Here is a 16,139-nt window from a genome sequence, read left to right on the forward strand (position 1 = left end):
CGTCCGCACGGCCGCGCCCCCCACCCCCCGCACCGGCAGCCCCGTCGCCCTCGTCGCCTCACTCCTCGGCTTCACCGTCATCACCATCGACGTCACCGCCGTGAACATCGCGCTGCCCGACATCCGCGCCACCCTCCACGGCGGCATGGCGGGCCTCCAGTGGGTCGTGGACGCCTACACGCTCATGTTCGCCGCGCTGATGCTCTCCGCGGGGGCGCTGGCCGACCGGGCGGGGGCCCGACGGGCGTACGCATGGGGCGTGGGGCTCTTCACCGCCGCCTCGCTCGCCTGCGCCCTCGCGCCCGGCATCGGCGCGCTGATCGCCGCGCGCGTCGCGCAGGGCGGGGCCGCCGCCATCGTGATGCCCGCCTCGCTCGCGCTGATCCGCCAGGCGTACGACGATCCGCGCCGCCGGGCCCGCGCCATCGCGCTGTGGACGGTCGGCGGCTCCGCGGCCGTCGCGGTCGGGCCCGTACTCGGCGGCATCCTGACGGAAACCGCGGGCTGGCGTGCGGTCTTCCTGCTCAACCTCCCGGTGGGCGCGGTCATCCTCGCCCTCCTCGCCCGTACCGCCCGCTCCCCGCGCCGCCCCGCCCCGCTCGACATCGCCGGGCAGGTCACCGCCGTCCTCACCCTCGCCGGGCTCGCGTTCGCCGTCATCGAGGGCGGGCACCTGGGCTGGACGAGCGCACCCGTCCTCGCCGCGTTCGCCGTCGCGGCCGCCTCCGCCCTCGCCTTCCGCGCCGCCGAGAAGCGGCACCGCGCGCCCATGGTCCCGCTCGGGCTGCTGCGGCAGCGGCAGGTCTCCGTCGCCCTCGCGGTCGGCTTCGCGGTGAACGCCGGGTTCTACGGCGTGACCTTCCTTCTCGGCCTCTATTACCAGCAGTTGCGCGGCATGTCGGGCGTCGAGGCGGGCCTGATGTTCGTGCCGCTGGCCGCGTTCATCACCGGCACGAACCTCGTCTCGCCCCGGCTCGCCGAGCGCGTCGGCCGCCGCCGGGTCGTCGTCCTCGGCCAGGCGATCCTCGCGCTGGCCGTGTTCGCCCTGCTCCCGCTGGCGGCCGACACCCCGCTGTGGCTCGTCCTCGTCCTGCTGATCCCGACCGGCATCGGCGGCGCGCTCGCCGTCCCCGCGCTGACCGCACAGCTCATGGACAGTGTGCCGGGGGAGCGCGCGGGAACGGTCTCCGGTCTGCTCAACTCCCTGCGCCAGACGGGCGGGGCGATGTCCGTGGCCCTCTTCGGCGCGCTCCTCGCGGGCGAGGGCGCCGGGTTCTCCCTGCCGGGCATGCGGACGGGCCTCCTGGTGGCGGGCCTCACCCTGTGCGCGACGACGGCCCTCGCGGCGAGGCTCCTGCCTCGCGGCTGATCCCGGCGCCGGTCCGTGCCTTCGCCCGCGCCTCCCGTAGGGAACTTTCGTCCAATACGGGGCCGTCGAAGTCCGCGACGGTGGTGAAGCCCGCCGCACGACGAAGCAGCATGGAGGGGAACACCCGTGGTGAACGTGAACGAGAACGCGAACCTGAACGCGAACCTGAACACCGAGGCCGAAGCGGCCGACCGCGACCTGATCGTCCGTATCGCGTTCGGCAGCATGGCCGCGCAGACCCTGCGCGCGGCGGTCCGGATGCGGATCGTCGAGCTGATCGGCGACGGGCGGCGCACCGCCGACGACATAGCCGCCGACGCGGGGGCCGAGCCGCAGCCGATGACCCGGCTGCTGCGCGCCCTCACCGGCCTCGGCCTGTTGCGGGAGCACACTCCCGGCACCTTCTCCGTGACGCGGGCGGGTGCGTGCCTCGACTCCACCCGGCCCGGCTCGCTCACCTCGTTCGTGCGGATGTTCACCGAGCCGGTGCTGACCCGCGCCTGGGAGCACCTGGACGGGAGCGTCCGTACCGGAGACATCGCCTTCGACACGGTCTTCGGCACGGACTTCTTCAGTCACCTCGCCCAACACCCGGAGCTGTCCGTCGCGTTCAACGCGGCGATGAGCCAGGCCGCGGGCGAGGCCGCCGCCGCGCTGCCGCGCGCGTACGACTTCGGCCGGTTCTCCACGGTCGCCGACGTGGGCGGCGGCGACGGCACGCTGCTGGCCGGGGTGCTCACCGCCTACCCGGCGCTGAGCGGTGTCCTCTACGACACGGCGGAGGGCCTCGCCCAGGCCCCGCGGACCCTGTCCGGGCACGGGCTCACGGACCGCTGCTCGGTGGTCGCCGGTGACTTCTTCCGCTCGGTGCCGAAGGGCGCGGACGCCTACCTGGTGAAGAGCATCCTGCACGACTGGACCGACGAACAGGCGGTCACGATCCTCGGCCACTGCCGTGAGGTGCTGCCCCCCGGCGGCCGTGTCCTGATCGTGGAGCCCGTGCTCCCCGAGGTCGTCGACCCCGGCCCCGAACCCGGCCTCACCGACAGCGCGCTCACCTACCTGAGCGACCTCAACATGCTGGTGAACGTGGGCGGCAGGGAGCGCACCCGGCCGGACTTCGAGGACGTGTGCCGACGCGCGGGCCTGCGCGTCACATCGGTCACCCCGCTGCCCGACGCCGAGCCGTTCTCCCTCATCGAGGCAGTGGCCTAGCCGGAGGCCGGGAGGCTGGGAGGCCCGGGAGTCCGTGGGACCGGGGGCCTTATTGTTTCGATCATGGGTTTCGACACGAGCTTTCACCCCGTTGACCTGCCGCTCATCGAGAGTCGGTTGCTGCCGTACCTGGCCGGTCAGGGCGGGGACGACGACATCAACGACCTGATCGCCGACGCGGTGCGGATACGCAAGGTCCGCTTCCGGGCCAAGGCGTGGGCGCTGGGTGTGCAGGCGTACGTACGTGAGCACGAGGGGATCGACTTCGAGCCGCACCTGTACGTCTGGGGTCGGCCCTTCTTCCTCGTCGGCGACGGGCCCGAGCGGATCGCGGAAGGCATGCGGCGCTACCTCGCGGCGTCCGCCACCGGTGTGGACGGCACGGGCGTGGACACCACGGGCGTGGACGCCATCGCCGCGGAGATGATCGACCGGCTCGACCCGGCGCTCTCCGGGAGGATCGAGCCCGACGCGGGCGGACGCCTCCCCGACGACGACGCGCTCGCCGCGGGGCTTGCCATGCCGCTGCGCATGCTGCGCGGCTCGGCGGTGGCGCTGCGCGCCGGGCAGCGGCACGTCCGGCGCCCCGAGGACGGCAGGGAGTTCGACGCGGCCGAGCTGCTGACCCGCGAAGTTCCGTACTGCGTCGTGGAGTTCGCCGCCGCACTGATGCCCGGGTGGATGTCCAGGGGGTACACCTGGCCCACCCACCTGTGTGCGGAAGCCGGTATCGGCGCGGTGGGATTCACCGCGCCGACACCTTTGACCGGTCTTCTGCGCGAGGAGTTCCCCGACCTGGAATGGCAGGACCCGGCGCCCACGATCGTCGGCAACTACATGGTGGGCGGGCTGGTGCCCGTCGACCGTGTGGCCGATGCCCGTACGCGGCTGGCGGACCACCGCGACAGGCTGAAGTGCGACGCGCTCGACGTACAGAAGATCGACGAGGCGATGGCCGTGGCCGAGCAGTTCGGCCTCGGCTTCTGCGAGGCCGCAGAGATATACAGCGGCATGGACGGCAACCTCAACTGATCGACCGACCCCGCCGGGAGAGCAACCAAACGATGACTCGCCGCATACCCCCTTGGGCCAGTGTGTCCAGTGTGACCGTGGCCGCGCTGGCCGTGGTCGCGGTCCTCGCGGTCCAGGCCGAGGGGACAGCTTCCCCTCCTGCCGCCCGGACCAAGCCGACGGCAAGCCCCAGTAAGCCCGGCGTCAGTAGGGAGCAGCACCGCACACCCCAGCTCCCCCCGAACGGCTCGGGTGAAGGCAGGCGGGTCGTCTACTCCCTCGGCCAGGACCGGATATGGCTGGTCGCGGGCAGTGGGGACCGGAATCTCGTCACCTTCACCGCGTGGCCCGGCTCGGTGGATCCGAGGGTCGGCCAGCACAAGGTGACCGGGCGCCGCGATGCCACAACAGGCAGCGACGGTGTGCCGGTTGTGCGCGTCGTCTACTTCGACAATCCCGGGGGTGCGGCGACGGCTTTCTCCGCCGCTCGGGACGGATCGTCGCCTGCGCCCGCCCCCGGAAGGAAGACCGGCGCCATTCGCCTCCGGAGCAAGGACTCCCAGAGCCTCTGGGGCTTTGTGGAAGTCGGCACGCGCGTGGTCGTGGTGCGCTGACGAACGACCCGTCGGCTCAGCCCGTGAGGGTGTAGCCGAGCGGGCCGCCGCCGTTGGTCATGCCCTCGCAGTTCGGGTCGTTGGACTCGAACAGCTGGCGCCCGCCGCCGAGGCACCGGTAGAGCGGTGCGCTGGGCACGCCGGGCTGCGGGGCGTCCTGGATCCAGCCGAGACGGGTCACGTACTGCTGGCCCTCGCAGTTGACGTCGGTGGTGAGGAAGTGGTCCCCGCGAACGACACAGAGGTACAGCGGATGGGTGCCGGGCTTCGGCGCGGTGTGGAGGCGGCCCATGCTGCCTTCCCGGTTGTACCCGTCGGGGACGTGCCAGACGCTGCTGAGGTGGTCCTTGCCGGGCTTGAGGTAGCGGTACAGGTCCAGCTGCGCCGCGGCCACCGCCGGTTCCCCGACGCAGGTGACTTCCCGGATCGAGGTCCAGTACCCCCCGACGTGCTCGAAGTCCGTCCCGTTGGTTTCACGGCACTGGGAGGCACTGAATCCGGTGGCCGCCGCCTGGGCCAGGGCCGCCTCGGTGGCGGCGCGCCGCGCGATGTTCTGGGGACCGCCGCCGGTCCCGGTGTAGCGCAGCTGGACCGGCCCGACACCCGTAGCAGCGGAAGCGGAAGCAGCACCCGAAGCGGGGGCGGCCTGCGCTTGGGCGGAGCCGGCCAGGGCGGTGGTGCAGACGACGGCCGCGGCCAGGAGTACGGCCCGTAAGCCTCTTTGACGTCGCATGATGTGCTCCTCCAGGAATCGCTCGGGCGGATGTCCGGGGACTGTCTTGACGCCGAGAAACGTAGCGAGATGCACTGAGTGCTCGGTACCCGTCCATTCAGGGGGGTGCCGGTGGGGGATCTCAACACACGGGGGAGTGGGCGCGTGGGGCTTCGGCGTGCACGGGGGTTCGCTGTGAAGGCCGTCGGGCTCTTTCGGATCGCGCACCTGGTGTACGCGGCCGACGCCGTCGCCACCGGCCCGTCCGACTGGCGGAGCGTCGGCCTTCTGGCCGCCGTGGGCGCCGTCACCCTGCTCCTCTACGGGTCGGCCCTCCTGCGCGGCTGGTTTCATCCGCGGTGGGTCTGGGCCGATGTACTGCTGACCGGCTGTGTGTTCCCGTGGGTCGCCGTCGTCGCGATCGGTGAAGGATCGGCGGTGGAACCGCACGGCTGGCTGATGGTGCAGGCCCTCTCCTCGGCGGCGGCCGCCGTGGTGGCGCTCGGCCTGCGAGGTGCCGCTTGGGCGGTCCTGCTCCTGCTGAGCACGTCACTGAGCGTCTACGAGGTGGTCGCGAGACCCACCTTGCCGGCCCTTTTCGATCACTTCACGGCGGTCGTCGAGGCCGCGGCCCTCGCCGGAGCGGGCTGGTGGTACCTCCGGCGTCAGGGGTCCCGGCTGGACCTCGCGCAGGAACGGGCCGTCGTCGCCGAGACCGCGCGGGCGCGGCAGGCGGAGCGGACCGCGCACCACGCGGCACTGCACGACACCGTGCTCGCCACCCTGACCGCCATCGCCGCCGGCCGGGTGGACGCCAACGCACCCGCCGTCCGCGACCGCTGCGCCCGCGAAGCGGCCTACCTGCGCCGGCTCGTGCAGGCCTACGAGGAACCGCCCCCGCACAGCGGCCTGCCCGCACCCGGCACGATCGCCTGGGCCGCCCTGGAGGAGGCCGCCCGCTCCGCGGAAAGCCTCGGCCTGAAGGTGACCGCGCAGTACGACGCGGTGCCGGAACTGCCCCAGGAGGTCGCCCACGCCCTGGCCGCCGCGGTGTCCGAAGCCCTGAACAACGTCCACAAGCACGCACAGACCCCGCTGGCCTACCTCACCGTCTTCGGCAGCGCCGATGGCATCGAGGTGGCCGTGGCCGACCGCGGCATCGGCTTCGACACATCCGACCAAAGCCACCGCCGTGCCGGGACCGGACTGCGCCGCTCCGTGCACGGCAGGATGGCCGCCATCGGAGGCAGGGCGGAAGTGGACAGCCGGCCCGGTGAGGGAACAGTGGTCGAGCTGCGGTGGCCGGCGTGATCGACATCGCGGTGGTCGACGACGACCGCATGCTCCTCGACGGGCTGCGCGCCTGGCTGTCCGGCCAGCAACGCCTGCGCCTGATCGGAGCCGTGCCGACGGTCGACGCCCTGCTGGCGGGCCCCGCCCGGACGGCCGCCGTGGTGCTCCTCGACCTCGTACTGGGGGGCGGTTCCCGCCCGGAGGCGAACGTACGCCGGGTGCGGGCGGCCGGGAGCAAGGTCCTGGTCATCAGCACGGTCGCCGACCACGCCCGGGTCGTGGCGGCCGTGGCCGCGGGGGCCGACGGCTACCTCACCAAGGACCACGCCCTGGACACCCTGGTGGAGGCCGTGGAGACGGTGGCCGCGGGTGGGACCGCGCATTCACCTGAACTCGCCTTCGGCTGGGTGAAGGACACCACCCCGACCCGGCCGCACCTGGCTCCCCGGGAACGTCAGGTGCTGCGCGACTACGCCTCCGGACTGACCCTGAAAGCCACCGCCCGGCGCGCGGGCATCACCGTCAACACCGCGAAGTACTACCTGGACCAGGTGAAGGAGAAGTACCGACAGGCCGGCCGCCCGGCCCTGACGAAGATCGACCTGGCCCGGCGGCTCGACGAGGACGACGCGTACGGGGGAGGGCTCGGCTGACGCGGTCGGCGTTCGCGTCCGGAGCCGCCCCCCCCCAACACGTCCGCTCAGCTCAGCAGTTGCTCCGCGCCGGCTTCCCCGCGAAGCGGTCCGCCAGCCACTGGGTGGCGTGCGGTGACTGCGTGATCACGCCGCTGACGTGCTCGCCGACCGCGATGGTGTGCCACTCGACGTCCGCGCCCTTCGCGCACCAGTCGGCACGGACCTGCTTGCCGACGCCGTACGGGATGAGTTCGTCGGCCAGCGCGTGGTACAGGTACACCGGCGCGTCCGGCTTGACGGAGCCGACCCGCGACTCGCGCAGGCGCCGCTGCCAGTCGGGCTGGTCGAGGGGGTTCCTCGTGGTCATCGAGTCGATCGACTTGAACGCGCCGAGCACCGCGCCGTCCGCCACGCACGTGTTCTTCATGGCGCCGAGGAGCGTCCTGCCGACCGGGTTCAGGTAGGAGTCGAGGTCCAGCTCGGGGAAGGCCGCGTTCTGGCCGATCGCCGCCATGAAGATCAGCCCCGAGCCGTACGAACCGTCGTTGAAGTCCGCCACCTTCATCAGATCGCCGGGGACGCCGCCGGTGGCCGTGCCCTTGACGTCGAGTTCGGGCGCGTACGAGCCGTGCAGCTCGGCCGCCCAGGAGGAGGCCTGGCCGCCCTGCGAGTAGCCCATGATGCCGACCGGGGTGTCCTTCCCGAGGCCCGCCTCGGGGTGGCGGATCGCGGCGCGGGCCGCGTCGAGCATGGCCTGGCCTGCCGAGCGGCCCACGGTGTAGGTGTGGTCGCCCGGGGTGCCCAGACCCTCGTAGTCGGTGACGGCCACCGCCCAGCCGCGCAGGGTGAGCTGCTGGATGAGGTTGGCCTCCAGCGCGGTGCCCCTCGGGAAGCCCGCGCTGGGCGCGCAGTGGTCGCCCACGCCGACCGTCCCCACCGCGTACGTGATCAGGGGGCGCGGTCCCGTCCTGCCGTCCTGCGGCACGATGACCGTCCCGGAGACGGTGTTGGGTTCGCCCTTGGCCGTCGTCGAGCGGTAGTGGATCTTCCAGGCCTTGGTGCCCGTCGGCTGGCCCGGCAGCGGGTGGAAGCTGCTCGGCTCGGAGCTGACGATGTCGCCGGGGGACGCGGCCGCGCCGCGCTCGTCGGCGTGGGCCGCGCCGAGCGGGGTGAGGGACGACAGGCCTATCGCGGCCACGACGGCCCATGCTCTGACGCTCGTACGGGGGATGTGCATGCGGCTCTCCCAACTGTCCACAGGGGGGGTGGGATGTGCGGGCCTCGACCGTAGTGACGCGTGAGTAAGTAGGGGGCTGACCGGGACGCTCACCTTCGTTGACCGCGTCTGCCTTCCGGGCCTGCGGATCTCCGGGGCCGCGGGGGAAGCGGGGGAAGCGGGAGAAGTGGGCCCTGCTTCAGAGGCGGGTGCGGTACGCCCCCGGCGTCGTCCCCGTCCAGCGGCGGAACGCCCGGTGGAAGGCCGTGTCCTCGGAGAACCCGAGCCGCGCCGCCAGCTCGGCGATCGGCTCGTGGCCCTCCGCCAGGCCCGCGATCGCCGCGTCCCGCCGCACCGCGTCCTTCAGCTGCTGGTACGACGTGGACTCCTCGGCCAGGCGGCGCCGCAGCGTCGCCGGGCTCACCGCGAGCCGCGCCGCGATCTCACCGAGCGAGGGGAGACGGGGCGAGGAGCGCAGGGACCGCGCGAGGGTGCGGCCCACCTGCTCGGCGACCGTCGTGCCGTACTCGCGGCGGGTCAGCAGCTCGAAGGGCGCGCGCCGCAGCATCTCGTCCAGCGCCTCCTCGTCCCTGATCAGCGGCGCGTCGAGCCAGTGCGTGGGGAACCCGGCGCCGGTGCGCTCGGCCCCGAACCGCACGGGGCAGCCGAAGAGCAGCTCGTACTCGTCCTTGTGCGGGGGCGGCGGATGGCCGAACTCCGCCCAGCGCAGCGGTATGCGGCGGCCGACCAGCCAGCTGCACAGGCGGTGCCAGATGATGACCAGGCACTCGGCGAGGAAGTAGTCCTGTTCGAGGTCGCTGCGGACGCCGAACACGGCTTCGTCCCCCCGGCGCTCCAGGACGAGGTCGGGCCCGCCGGGGAAGAGGCCGTAGAAGGTGACGCCCCGCTGCACGGCCGCGCCGAGGTCACGGCAGCCGAGCGAGGCCTGGCACATCATCGCGAACGTGCCCGGCCTGCTGACGGCGGAGCCCAGACCCAGGAACTCGTCCTGCGTGGCGCGGTACAACTCCCTGAAGAGCCGGACGAACTGAGGGGCCGTCACGCGCGCCCGGTCGTCGCCGAGGAGCAGCGGCGGGATCTCGGCGCCCCGCAGCAGCGGGACGGTGTCGATGCCGCGCCGCTCGGCTCCGCGCAGCACGGCCCGCACATGGTGCACGGTGATCGTCCGCCTGGCCATGCCATGAAGGTAGCGCCGCGCTGAGCGCCCCGGCCAGCGCCGCTGACGTTTCGCGTCATCCCGCACGCCGGGCGCGCTCCCTAGCGTCGTACGCATGCAGCAGACGCGGAAGGAACCCCTGACGGCGGCGGAACTCCCTTCTACCCTGGCCCTGTTGACGGAGTGGGCGGCGGACCGTTACGGCACACTGCCCGCCCTGCGCTTTCGCCGCGAGGGGAAGTGGACCGAACTCTCCTACGCCGGACTGCGGGACCGCGCACGCCACGTGGGCCGCGCCCTGCTCGCGCTGGGCGTGCGCCCCGGCGACCGCGTGGCGATCCTCGCCGAGACCTGCCCCGAGTGGACCCACGCCCACTTCGGCATGCTCGCGGCGGGCGCGGTGGTCGTCCCCGTCTACCCGACGGCGGGCGACGAGGAGATCGCGTGGGTCGTGACGGACTCGGGCGCGACGGTGGTCCTCTGCGAGGACGCGCTCCAGGCGGCGAAGATCGAGCGGCTGCGGGGGGAGGAGCGGTTGGCGGGGGTACGGGAGGTGGTCCTGATGCCGGCCCTCACCGGCCCCGCGGAACCGGGCACCTCCGCCACCTTCGGCGAGGCCCCCGATCTCGACGTGCTGCTGGAGCGTGCCGCCGGCCGGGGCGAGGGAGATCTGGCCACCATCATCTACACGTCCGGGACCACCGGCCCGCCCAAGGGATGCCTGCTGACGCACGGCAACCTGCTGGCCGTGCAGCGCGCCTCCGTGCCGCTCGTCGGCGGCGGGCCCGGCGACTCCACGTACCTCTATCTGCCGCTCGCCCATCTCCTCGCCCAGCTCATCGAGTTCACGACGCTCCTCCAGGGCGGCACGCTCACCTTCTTCGGCGGACGCGTCGAGGACGTCGTCGCCGAGCTGGCCGAGGCACGCCCCACCCATCTGCCGTCCGTGCCCCGCCTCTTCGAGAAGGTGCGATCGGTCGTGCTGTCGCTCGCGGAGGCGCAGGAGGGCGGGCGCGAGCGGTTCGAGGAGGCCGTCCGCATCGGCGTCAAGGCCGCCGAAGGCACTCTGCCGCCCGACCTGCGGGACGCGTACGAGGCAGCCGACAAGGCCCTGTACGGCCTGGTCCGGCAGGCGCTCGGCGGCCGGGTCCGCTGGGCGCTCACCGGCGGCGCGCCCATCGCGCCGGACACCGTGGACTTCCTGCGGGCCTGCGGCATCGAGGTCTACGAGGGCTACGGCATGACGGAGTCGGCCGGCGTCCTCACCCTCAACCACCCCGGCGCCGTGCGCTACGGCACGGTGGGCCGCCCGGTCGACGGCGTCGAGATCCGCATCGCGCCCGACGGCGAGGTGCTGGCCCGCGGCGCGATGGTCTTCTCCGGCTACCACAACAACCCCGCCGCCACCCGTGAGGCCATCGACGCCGAAGGCTGGCTGCACACGGGCGACTTGGGCGCGCTCGACGACGACGGCTACCTCACGATCACCGGCCGCAAGAAGGACCTGATCATCACCTCGGGAGGCAAGAACCTCACGCCCTCCCTGAGCGAACTCGCCGTGCAGACCTCGCGGTTCGTCTCCCGCGCGGTCATGGTCGGCGACCGCCGCCCCCACCCGGTCGCGCTGATCACCCTGGACACGGAGGAGGTCACCGGCTGGGCCGCCCGCGAAGGCGTGGAGCTGACCGTGCCCCTCTCCCGCGACCCACGCGTCCGCGCCCTCGTCCAGGAGGCCGTGGACGCCGCCAACGCCACGGTCTCGCGTCCCGCCCGCATCCGGCGGTTCGCCGTCCTGGACGAGGACTTCACAGTGGCGGACGGCCTGTTGACCCCGAGCCTGAAGGTCCGCAGGCGCGCGGTCACCGAGCGGTACGCGGAGGTCGTGGACGCGCTGTACGAGGAGGGGTCAGGCGGCGACGGCGAGGGCTGAGCCGGGGGCCTACGCTCCCCAGTCGTCTGCGCTCCTTTGCCGGTCAGGACACTCCCGCGAGCCGCAGCAGCGCGGTCGCCGCCGCAGCGCCCACCACGACCACCGCGAACGGCGCCCTGCGCCAGGCGAGGAGCCCGCCGACCAGCACCCCGGCGGGCCTGGCCCATCCCGCGAAGCCCTGGCCCTCCATGAGAGCGCCCGTGGCGAGCAGCGCGACCAGCAGGACGGTGGCGCCGACGGTGAGCAGTTCCTGGACGCGTACGGGCAGTTCGACGCGGCCGTGCAGCACGGGCCCGGCCAGCCGGAAGACGTACGTGCCCGCGGCGAGGGCGAGGACACAGGCGAGCGTGGCGTTCATGAGGCGCTCCCGGGAGTGGTGGTGCGGGGACGGCGGCGGAAGGGCCCGCGGCGCGCCGCGAGCAGGCCGAGGAGGGCGAGCAGCACCGGCACCCCGGCGGGCAGCAGCGGCGCCGCGGCGACCGCGATCACCGCGCCGGCCGCCGACGCCCGCCGGGCCGCGCTGTCGCCGCGCAGCGCGGGCAGCACCAGGGCGAGCAGCACCGCGGGGAACGCCGCGTCGAGCCCGAACCGGTCGGTGTCGCCGAGCGCCGACCCGGCGAGGGCGCCCGCGAGCACGCTGAGGTTCCACGCCGCGAACAGTCCGATGCCGGATATCCAGAACGCGGCCTTGCGCTGCCTGCGGCCCTGCTGCGCGAGGACGAACGCCGCCGTCTCGTCGGTGATCAGGTGCGCGCCGATCAGCCGCGCCGTCCAGGTGCGGCCGATGTCGTCGGCGAGGGCCAGGCTGAACGCCGCCGTACGGGAGTTGAGCAGCAGCCCGGTCGCCGCCGCGGCCACGGGACCGCCGCCCGCGGTGAGGATGCCGACGGCACTGAACTGGGAGGAGCCCGCGAACACGAGCAGCGACATGACCACGGGCACCCACAGCGGGAGCCCGCCCGCGACGGCGATCGCGCCGAAGGAGACACCGACGACGGCGTCGGCCAGCAGGACGAGGGCGATGTCGCGCAGCACCCCGGGCGGTAGATCGGAGAGACGGACGAGGCCGGGGCCGGTCTTCTCGTCCGTTCGCTGGGCTGGGTCGTCTGTTCGGTGTGGCGAACGCATGCGTCGTAGGATGGGGTGAGTGGAGTGCGTTCGTCAAGGCGAACGATCGGTCCCCTGTAGCGAACGCGACGCGCGGGGAAGGGCAACGGGAGTGAACGTGATGACGGACGGCACCGGCACCGGCGCGGGCACGGGCATCGGCTCCGGCACGGTCGCGGGCAGCGGCTCCGGCGGCACCCGCGAGGCCCCGCCCGCCCGCATGCCGCGCGAGTGGGTCGCCACCGCGCTGCGCCGCGAGCGCGCGAAGGCCGGGATCTCCCTCTCCGAGCTGGCCAAGCGCGCCGGTATCGCCAAGTCCACGCTGTCCCAGCTGGAGGCGGCCACCGGCAACCCCGGCATCGAGACGCTCTGGGCGCTGGCCGTGGCGCTCGGGGTGCCGTTCAGTGTGCTCGTGGAGTCGCCCAGCCCCGCCGTGACGGTGATCCGCGCGGGGGAGGGCCCGTCCATGCGGGCCGAGAACGCGCCGTACGTGGGCACGCTGCTCTCCGCGGGACCGACCGGCGTGCGGCGCGACATCTACCACGGGGCGATGGAGCCCGGCGCGGCCCGCGAGTCCGAGCCGCACATCCCGGGCTCGGTGGAACACATCGTCATCAGCACGGGCCGGCTCCTCGCGGGCCCGCGCGACGAGACGGTGGAGCTGTCCGTCGGGGACTACATGTCGTACCGGGGAGATGTCCCGCATCTGTACGAGGCGCTGGAGCCGGGCACGACCTTCGTCCTGGTCATGCAGCACACGTAGGCGGTGCGGCGAAAAGGCAGGAGCCCCGCTTCCCCCGCTCGCGCGGAGGAGCAGGGCTCCTTGGGTACTGCATCCATGTCCGGATCAAGCGTCACCGGAGGAATCAACACGCCCCACTGACGTGGGGCGCCCGATTACATCGGGGTGACGTTCTCCGCCTGCGGGCCCTTCGGGCCCTGCGTCACGTCGAAGGAAACGGCCTGGTTCTCCTCAAGGGAGCGGAAGCCGTTCGCGTTGATCGCGGAGTAGTGGACGAAGACGTCCGGGCCGCCGCCTTCCTGGGCGATGAAGCCAAAGCCCTTTTCAGCGTTGAACCACTTCACGGTTCCGGTAGCCATAAGCCCTCCTTGGGCCAAAGGGTTGCCCTGCTCCAGAACCAGCGATTGTTTAAACAACTGCATAAGTCTGAAAAAGACGAGAGCCTACGGGGTCACATGCTCCGCAGGCTCTGTACTGCAAGGGAAACCAAACTGCAACTTGCGGCGAGCTTAGCACGCAGGCAGGGGAATGCAATAGGGGGCAAGATCACGTCACCCGGAGGTTTGACGAGGCTCCCAAGGGGGTTGACGGGGCGCGTATGGGACCCGGCGCCCGCACCGTACCGCATGGGGGCTAGCCTCCCCGATGTGGACAATTCTCCCCTTGACGCCTTCGCGGGGACAGGCGCCGAACAGCTGCCCGACTCCCGTCGCACTCCCCGGCCGCGCGTCGGCCACATCCAGTTCCTGAACTGCATGCCCCTCTACTGGGGGCTCGCACGGACCGGGACGCTCCTCGACTTCGAGCTGACGAAAGACACCCCCGAACGGCTGAGCGAGCAGCTCGTGCGGGGTGAGCTGGACATCGCGCCCGTCACCCTCGTCGAGTTCCTGAAGAACGCCGACGACCTCGTCGCCTTCCCCGATCTCGCGGTCGGCTGCGACGGTCCGGTCATGTCCTGCGTGATCGTCTCGCAGGTGCCGCTGGACCGCCTCGACGGGGCGCGGGTCGCCCTCGGCTCGACGTCGCGCACGTCCGTGCGCCTCGCCCAGCTGCTGCTCTCCGAGCGGTACGGCGTGCGGCCCGACTACTACGCCTGCCCGCCCGACCTGGGCCTGATGATGCGGGAGGCGGACGCCGCCGTCCTCATCGGCGACGCCGCGCTGCGCGCCAACCTGATCGACGGGCCGCGCCTCGGGCTCGACGTATACGACCTGGGCGAGATGTGGAAGGAGTGGACGGGCCTGCCGTTCGTCTTCGCCGTCTGGGCCGCCCGGCGCGACTACGCCGAGCGGGAACCGGAGGTCGTGCGCGCGGTGCACAAGGCCTTCCTCGCCTCCCGCGACCTCTCCCTGGAGGAGGTCACGAAGGTCGCCGAGCAGGCCGCGCGCTGGGAGTCCTTCGACGCCGGCGTCCTGGAGCGCTACTTCACCACGCTCGACTTCCGCTTCGGCGCCGCCCAACTGGAGGGCGTCACCGAGTTCGCACGCCGGGTCGGCCCGACCACGGGCTTCCCCGCGGACGTACGGGTGGAGCTGCTGAAGCCGTAGCGGCTTCGCGGTGCCGGTCCGGAAGGCGGGTCCGAAGGGGCGGGGGAATTCCCCCCGCCGAAATCGGAGACATCGCCCGTCGCTCGCGCACGCATTCCCGGCTGCCCCGGGATATCGCCGCCGCCGAATTGCGGACGGCGAATTGCCGGGGCGCCCGTCGCCGCCCGGCGGGGCTATCAACAGCGGAAAGCGGGCCGGACGTAGAGGGTCAATCAGGTCATTGGTGACATGTGGCGGGGAATGCGGCGGGGGCGGTTCCGCTGGCCGGTCGCGCATTACGCTGACGGGCAGTCGTCTAGCCCGCGTGGGCCGCGTCGGCGGGGTGCGGGGAGGTGCGGCTGTGCGCCGGGGGCAGGCCAGGGTCGTGCGTCGCGGTCGGGGCCGTTCCGCCGGCCGGTTGCGCACTACGCTGACGGGCGGTCGTCTAGCCGCGCGGGCCGCGTCGGCAGGGTGCGGGAGGGTTCGGCTGTGTGCCGGGGGCAGGTGAGTGTCCTGCGTCGCGGTCGGGCCGTTCCGCCGGCCGGTTGCGCACTACGCTGACGGGCAGTCGTATTGCCGCGTGGGCCGCATCGGCAAGGTGCGGGAGGGGTACGGCTGCGCGCCTGGGGGAGGCCAACGTCATGCGTCCGCTCGAAGCCGACGAACCCACCGTGATCGGTCCCTACCGGCTGCTCGGCCGGCTCGGATCCGGCGGCATGGGCCGGGTGTACCTCGGCCGCAGCGAGGGCGGCCGTACGGTCGCGGTCAAGATCGTGCATCCGCACTTCGCGCTCGACGAGGAGTTCCGCGCCCGCTTCCGGCGCGAGGTCGAGGCCGCCCGGCGCGTGGGCGGCGACTGGACCGCACCCGTCCTGGACGCGGACCCGGACGCCCCCGTGCCGTGGGTCGCCACGGGGTACGCGGCCGGGCCCTCGCTCACCGAGGCGGTCCGGGACGGCGCCCCGCTGCCCGCCCACTCCGTACGCGTCCTCGGCGCGGGCCTCGCCGAGGCGCTGGCGCACGTCCACTCCCTGGGGCTCGTCCACCGCGACGTGAAGCCGTCGAACGTCCTGCTCACCCTGGACGGCCCGCGCCTGATCGACTTCGGCATCGCACGCGCCACGGACGGCACGGCCTCACTCACCTCCACCGGCGTCTCCATCGGCTCGCCCGGCTATATGTCGCCCGAGCAGATCCTCGGCAAGGGCGTCACGGGAGCCGCGGACGTCTTCTCACTGGGGGCCGTCCTGGTCTACGGCGCGACGGGGCAGTCCCCCTTCCCCGGCGACTCGTCGGCCGCGCTGCTCTACAAGGTCGTCCACGAGGAGCCCGAACTGGGCGCGCTGGAAGGCGACCTGAGAACGCTCGCGGCGGCTTGCCTCACCAAGAACCCGTCCGCCCGCCCCACCGCCGCGGAACTGACCCGCACCCTCGCCCCCGAGGGCACACCCCGACTCGTGGCGGCAGGTTGGCTGCCGGGGCCCGTCGTGGAGAGGGTGAGCCGCAGTGCGGTGCGGCTGCTCGATCTGGATACGGGGGCGGGGGCGAGCGCGGGGGTGATCGCCGCCGCCCCGGGTCCTGCGCGGCGC

General features: G+C 72.8%; 16 protein-coding genes. 10 read left to right on the plus strand and 6 right to left on the minus strand.

The annotated features are described in order from the left end of the window. The 4 genes from IG54_RS0136150 to IG54_RS0136165 form a co-directional block, all read left to right on the plus strand. Nucleotides 1-1,369 (plus strand): MFS transporter (locus tag IG54_RS0136150; protein WP_030795046.1); only part of this gene is annotated, 1,369 nt, incomplete at its 5' end. 135 nt (nt 1,370-1,504) lie between these two features. Then, the gene (locus tag IG54_RS0136155; protein ID WP_420712316.1) at nt 1,505-2,584 is read left to right on the plus strand and encodes a methyltransferase; all 1,080 of its coding nucleotides are present in this window, start codon (nt 1,505-1,507) and stop codon (nt 2,582-2,584) included. A gap of 63 nt (nt 2,585-2,647) precedes the next feature. Beyond that, nucleotides 2,648-3,616 (plus strand): hypothetical protein, encoded by a 969-nt coding sequence (locus IG54_RS0136160; RefSeq protein ID WP_030795052.1) that lies wholly within the window; start codon nt 2,648-2,650, stop codon nt 3,614-3,616. A 71-nt stretch (nt 3,617-3,687) separates the two neighbouring features. Further along, nucleotides 3,688-4,209 carry a hypothetical protein gene (locus IG54_RS0136165; RefSeq protein ID WP_324615450.1) on the plus strand — a complete coding sequence of 174 codons (522 nt, stop codon included), beginning with the start codon at nt 3,688-3,690 and terminating at the stop codon, nt 4,207-4,209. Nucleotides 4,210-4,225: 16 nt separating this feature from the next. Here the strand turns inward: IG54_RS0136165 and IG54_RS0136170 are convergent, their stop codons facing one another. Then, nucleotides 4,226-4,942: a hypothetical protein gene (locus IG54_RS0136170; RefSeq protein WP_051820431.1), complete on the minus strand. Its 717-nt coding sequence runs from the start codon at nt 4,940-4,942 to the stop codon at nt 4,226-4,228. 174 nt (nt 4,943-5,116) lie between these two features. Here IG54_RS0136170 and IG54_RS41695 point away from each other — a divergent pair, with 174 nt between their 5' ends. Together IG54_RS41695 and IG54_RS0136180 are read left to right on the plus strand one after the other, a co-directional pair. Beyond that, on the plus strand, nt 5,117-6,232 hold the full coding sequence (locus IG54_RS41695; protein WP_051820433.1) for a sensor histidine kinase: 1,116 nt from the start codon (nt 5,117-5,119) through the stop codon (nt 6,230-6,232). Beyond that, complete coding sequence (locus IG54_RS0136180; RefSeq protein ID WP_051820437.1) at nt 6,229-6,867, plus strand: response regulator; 639 nt, start codon at nt 6,229-6,231, stop codon at nt 6,865-6,867. The genes IG54_RS41695 and IG54_RS0136180 overlap by 4 nt, the downstream gene beginning before the upstream one ends. Before the next feature lie 52 nt (nt 6,868-6,919). Here the strand turns inward: IG54_RS0136180 and IG54_RS0136185 are convergent, their stop codons facing one another. After that, nucleotides 6,920-8,086 (minus strand): lipase family protein, encoded by a 1,167-nt coding sequence (locus tag IG54_RS0136185; RefSeq protein ID WP_030795068.1) that lies wholly within the window; start codon nt 8,084-8,086, stop codon nt 6,920-6,922. Nucleotides 8,087-8,264: 178 nt separating this feature from the next. Beyond that, nucleotides 8,265-9,263 carry an AraC family transcriptional regulator gene (locus IG54_RS0136190; protein WP_030795071.1) on the minus strand — a complete coding sequence of 333 codons (999 nt, stop codon included), beginning with the start codon at nt 9,261-9,263 and terminating at the stop codon, nt 8,265-8,267. 94 nt (nt 9,264-9,357) lie between these two features. Here IG54_RS0136190 and IG54_RS0136195 point away from each other — a divergent pair, with 94 nt between their 5' ends. Further along, a complete protein-coding gene (locus IG54_RS0136195; protein WP_030795074.1) occupies nt 9,358-11,172 on the plus strand; it encodes an AMP-dependent synthetase/ligase in 1,815 nt (604 codons plus the stop codon). A gap of 43 nt (nt 11,173-11,215) precedes the next feature. On the opposite strand, the gene IG54_RS0136200 is transcribed toward IG54_RS0136195, so the two are convergent. After that, the gene (locus IG54_RS0136200; protein ID WP_030795077.1) at nt 11,216-11,530 is read right to left on the minus strand and encodes an AzlD domain-containing protein; all 315 of its coding nucleotides are present in this window, start codon (nt 11,528-11,530) and stop codon (nt 11,216-11,218) included. After that, nucleotides 11,527-12,300, minus strand: coding sequence for an AzlC family ABC transporter permease (locus tag IG54_RS0136205; protein WP_030795080.1), 774 nt, complete (start codon nt 12,298-12,300; stop codon nt 11,527-11,529). The genes IG54_RS0136200 and IG54_RS0136205 overlap by 4 nt, the downstream gene beginning before the upstream one ends. Nucleotides 12,301-12,499: 199 nt before the next feature. On the opposite strand from IG54_RS0136205, the gene IG54_RS0136210 reads away from it, so the two are divergent. Further along, nucleotides 12,500-13,042 (plus strand): helix-turn-helix domain-containing protein, encoded by a 543-nt coding sequence (locus IG54_RS0136210; protein WP_030795083.1) that lies wholly within the window; start codon nt 12,500-12,502, stop codon nt 13,040-13,042. A gap of 134 nt (nt 13,043-13,176) precedes the next feature. Here the strand turns inward: IG54_RS0136210 and IG54_RS0136215 are convergent, their stop codons facing one another. Beyond that, nucleotides 13,177-13,380, minus strand: a complete 204-nt coding sequence (locus tag IG54_RS0136215; RefSeq protein ID WP_006138897.1) for a cold-shock protein — start codon at nt 13,378-13,380, stop codon at nt 13,177-13,179. Between the two features lie 288 nt (nt 13,381-13,668). Here IG54_RS0136215 and IG54_RS0136220 point away from each other — a divergent pair, with 288 nt between their 5' ends. Both IG54_RS0136220 and IG54_RS0136225 read left to right on the plus strand, forming a co-directional pair. Further along, entirely contained in the window at nt 13,669-14,571 is a 903-nt protein-coding gene (locus IG54_RS0136220; protein ID WP_420712315.1) for a menaquinone biosynthetic enzyme MqnA/MqnD family protein, read from the plus strand. Between the two features lie 620 nt (nt 14,572-15,191). Next, nucleotides 15,192-16,139: serine/threonine-protein kinase (locus IG54_RS0136225; protein ID WP_158708998.1), on the plus strand; the 948-nt coding region annotated here is incomplete at its 3' end.

The organism is Streptomyces sp. NRRL S-920 (genome assembly GCF_000717945.1).
Lineage (GTDB): Bacteria > Actinomycetota > Actinomycetes > Streptomycetales > Streptomycetaceae > Streptomyces > Streptomyces alboniger.

Excerpts from the sequence above, each read along its gene's own strand:
- IG54_RS0136160 (WP_030795052.1), top strand. The coding sequence starts at position 2,648 with ATGGGTTTCGACACGAGCTTTCACCCCGTTGACCTGCCGCTCATCGAG.
- IG54_RS0136170 (WP_051820431.1), bottom strand. The coding sequence starts at position 4,942 with ATGCGACGTCAAAGAGGCTTACGGGCCGTACTCCTGGCCGCGGCCGTC.
- IG54_RS0136205 (WP_030795080.1), bottom strand. The coding sequence starts at position 12,300 with ATGCGTTCGCCACACCGAACAGACGACCCAGCCCAGCGAACGGACGAG.
- IG54_RS0136210 (WP_030795083.1), top strand. The coding sequence starts at position 12,500 with ATGCCGCGCGAGTGGGTCGCCACCGCGCTGCGCCGCGAGCGCGCGAAG.
- IG54_RS0136190 (WP_030795071.1), bottom strand. The coding sequence starts at position 9,263 with ATGGCCAGGCGGACGATCACCGTGCACCATGTGCGGGCCGTGCTGCGC.
- IG54_RS0136195 (WP_030795074.1), top strand. The coding sequence starts at position 9,358 with ATGCAGCAGACGCGGAAGGAACCCCTGACGGCGGCGGAACTCCCTTCT.
- IG54_RS0136200 (WP_030795077.1), bottom strand. The coding sequence starts at position 11,530 with ATGAACGCCACGCTCGCCTGTGTCCTCGCCCTCGCCGCGGGCACGTAC.
- IG54_RS0136185 (WP_030795068.1), bottom strand. The coding sequence starts at position 8,086 with ATGCACATCCCCCGTACGAGCGTCAGAGCATGGGCCGTCGTGGCCGCG.
- IG54_RS0136215 (WP_006138897.1), bottom strand. The coding sequence starts at position 13,380 with ATGGCTACCGGAACCGTGAAGTGGTTCAACGCTGAAAAGGGCTTTGGC.